4 protein-coding genes are annotated in these 3,148 nt (G+C 32.6%); 3 read left to right on the plus strand and 1 reads right to left on the minus strand.

What is annotated here, in order from left to right; all coding sequences use genetic code 11:
• Both Q0Y70_RS09745 and holA read left to right on the plus strand, forming a co-directional pair.
• A partial coding sequence (locus Q0Y70_RS09745) for a DNA internalization-related competence protein ComEC/Rec2 (protein ID WP_297820481.1) occupies window positions 1–1,343 on the plus strand: 1,343 nt, incomplete at its 5' end.
• On the plus strand, window positions 1,343–2,332 hold the full coding sequence (holA, locus tag Q0Y70_RS09750) for a DNA polymerase III subunit delta (RefSeq protein ID WP_297820485.1): 990 nt from the start codon (window positions 1,343–1,345) through the stop codon (window positions 2,330–2,332). The genes Q0Y70_RS09745 and holA, both read left to right, overlap by 1 nt.
• Before the next feature lie 61 nt (window positions 2,333–2,393).
• On the opposite strand, the gene rpsT is transcribed toward holA, so the two are convergent.
• Entirely contained in the window at window positions 2,394–2,651 is a 258-nt protein-coding gene (gene rpsT, locus Q0Y70_RS09755; RefSeq protein WP_008469502.1) for a 30S ribosomal protein S20, read from the minus strand.
• 195 nt (window positions 2,652–2,846) lie between these two features.
• Here rpsT and rpsO point away from each other — a divergent pair, with 195 nt between their 5' ends.
• Entirely contained in the window at window positions 2,847–3,116 is a 270-nt protein-coding gene (gene rpsO, locus Q0Y70_RS09760) for a 30S ribosomal protein S15 (RefSeq protein WP_297820490.1), read from the plus strand.
• Window positions 3,117–3,148 lie beyond the last annotated feature (32 nt).

The raw sequence follows: 3,148 nt of genomic DNA on the forward strand, positions 1-3,148 counted from the left end.
TTTCTTCAGGAGATAGATTGGGCTTAGTTGTTTTCTTACATTTGCTTTTTAAGCCTAAATTATTTTTTAGTTCAGGAGCAATTCTTTCGTATTTACTTGTTTTTGGTTTAGAGTTAACTAATCATTTACCAAAATTGAAGCAAAATATCACATTGAATTTATTAATTAATCCCATCTTGCTGTTTAGTTTTTATCGAGTAAATGTATTAACGATTCTTTATAACTTTTTAATTGTGCCAATCTTTAATTATTTGCTATTGCCGCTTACATTTGCAGCAATTATATTAGGTAAATTATTGCCTTTTATTTTAGATCCAATAGAAAAAATTTTTTCACTAATCATGAAAATAATTGCAATGTTAGCACAAACCAAATTGGGGATGTTAACCTTCGGTCAAATAAAGTGGTGGCAAGTTTTTGTCTTGTTATTTATGGCAATTTGTGTAATTATCATGCCAAAAGTAAAAATTTTCAAAATGTATTGGCGAAATTGGTTGATTTTAAGCTATGTAGTAATTTTTTTACAAATTCATTTTCCGCTTACAGGCCAGGTAACCTTTATCGATGTTGGTCAAGGCGACAGTATTCTGATCACGACGCCTTTTAAAAGAAAGGCGTATTTAATAGATACAGGAGGCAAAGTGACTTTTGGAAAAACTAAGACTCAGCCTCAGATCAATCGCATTACGTTGCCTTTTTTGTATAGCCAAGGCATTGATCATTTAGATGGAATTTTTTTATCTCATCAAGATGCTGATCACGTTGGAGATTTAGCACCATTACTTGATCAAATTAAAGTTAAAAAGCTATTTTTTGCCCAGGGTTTAACAGAAAATCCCTCTTTTCAAAAAAGGATTATCAAACATATTGATCAAGTTAAACTAGTCCCATTACTTGCTGGAAGTAAAGTAAAAGAGGGTGGTATTGATTTTAATGTTGTTTATCCATTTGAAGCAGGATTAGGTAAGAATGAAGACTCATTATCTCTATTTTTTGAAATAGCCCACAAGAAGTGGCTTTTTACTGGTGATTTAGATCGAGCTGGTGAAAAGAAAATTATGGAGCGTTACGCTCTAAAGGCTGATTATTTTAAACTTGGGCATCATGGCAGTAAGACTTCTTCGGATCCAGAATTTTTAAAACAGCTAAATCCGCAATTGGTTTTTATCTCATCAGGAAGAAATAATCGCTTTGGTCATCCTCATCAAGAAACTTTACAAACGCTTAGTCAATTAAATATCCCTGCCTTAAATACGCAAGATAGTGGTACAATTACATGGACCTATTCAAATTCAAAGTTAGGTTCAAGTAGATTTTCAACATTTTTACCAAGGAAGAATTAATGAACATACTATCTTTATTTAAACAATCCAATCCTAAGACGACACAAACTCTAGTTTTTGGGGAAGATGCTTTTTTAAATGAGTATTTAGCACGTAAATTCGTCAACCAAGAAAAATTTAAGGATTTTGAGCATCTAACCATTGATTGTGCTGAAGATGGATTAGACGAATTAATGGCTAACTTGACGGAGTCATCGCTTTTTGACAGACAAAAAATAATTTTAGCCAAAAATCCCTTTTTTCTAACTACTAAAGTTGCAGCAAAATATAAAAAGGATATTGAAAAGCTTCAAGTAATTATTCAGCATTTAGATGAATTAGAAAATATAGTTGTTTTTATAGCAAGTTATGAAAGCATTGATCGTCGCAAAAAGATTAGTAAAGAGCTAATGAGTCAGGTAAACGTTGTTGAAACAAAATTGAAGCCTTACGAAATTAGTGGCTTTTTAAAAGCATTAATTAAAGACGAAGGTTATACGATTACTAATCAAGCTTTACAAATGCTAATTCAACGAAGTGATCAAGTATTGGATTCGGCGCTTAGTAATTATTTGAAATTGAAGAATATTTGTGCAGACGATGGCAAAATTACTGAAAGCCTGATTGATAGAAATATTGACCGTTCGCTCTCAGAAAATATTTTTGAAATATTAACGTCAGCTTTTAAAGGTGACTATAATCAAGCTAGTAAAAGATTAGATGATCATCTCAGAGAAGGGAATAATGCGATTCAATTACTAGCAGTCTTTCAAAATCAATTAGAATTCTTGTTAGTTGTGAAAGTTTTACAAAATAGACGCTGGAGTCAAGATCAAATTGTTCGAGAATTGAAAGCTAATCCATATAGAATAAAATTTGCAATGCAAAATTCTGTAAGATTGGCTAAATTAAAGTCACTCATTAATCAGGCAATAGAGCTAGATTACGGCTATAAAAACGGTATCTATCACAGCGAAGAATTTTTAAAACTATTCTTATTGTCAATTTAAGTTAAACAAAAAAGACGGAAAACCAGAAGGTCTTCCGTCTTTTTATTTATCAACTATAGAATTACTTAGCTGCAGCTTTCTTAGCCAAACGTGACTTGTCACGGCTTGCCTTATTCTTAGAAATAAGACCTTTTGAAGCAGCTTTGTCAAGTGCGCGAGCAGCTTTAACTTCTAAATCGAGGACGTCTTTTGCATCAGATTCAACAGCTTCGTTGAATTTTCTTACAGCAGTTCTCAATTTACTTAATTCTGAAGCATTACGCTTGTTTGCAGTAGCGTTAGTCTTAACACGCTTAATTGCTGATTTAATTTGTGGCATCAAACTCACCTCGATAAAATACAGATTTACCTGTTAATTGTACTAAATGATTGTCATGCATGCAAGGTAAATTAGTCTTGCTTTTTTAAAAAGTTACAGGTATTATAATTATTTGTTGGAACCATTAACGCTGTTTTCTCGCCGCCAACGGCTAACGTTGTTAATGGCAATTTTAAAAAGAGAGGTATTTTTCTAATGGCAATTTCAAAAGAAAAGAAAGATGAATTAATCAAGAAGTTTGCTCGTCACGAAGGTGATACTGGTTCTCCAGAAGTTCAAATCGCATTACTTACTGACGATATTAACAACTTAAACGCTCACTTGAAGGCTAACAAGCAGGACCACCACTCATACGTTGGTTTGCTTAATAAGATTGGTCACCGTCGTAACTTACTTCGTTACTTAAAGAACAAAGATATTCAACGTTACCGTGACTTAATTCAAGAATTAGGTTTACGTCGTTAATAAAAATTATTAGCTTTTGCACACACACGAAG

The organism is uncultured Lactobacillus sp., from assembly GCF_947367085.1.
Classification (GTDB): Bacteria; Bacillota; Bacilli; order Lactobacillales; family Lactobacillaceae; genus Lactobacillus.

Bases quoted from the DNA above. Each gene is read 5' to 3' on its own strand.
- rpsT (WP_008469502.1), bottom strand. From the start codon at position 2,651: ATGCCACAAATTAAATCAGCAATTAAGCGTGTTAAGACTAACGCTACT.
- holA (WP_297820485.1), top strand. From the start codon at position 1,343: ATGAACATACTATCTTTATTTAAACAATCCAATCCTAAGACGACACAA.
- rpsO (WP_297820490.1), top strand. From the start codon at position 2,847: ATGGCAATTTCAAAAGAAAAGAAAGATGAATTAATCAAGAAGTTTGCT.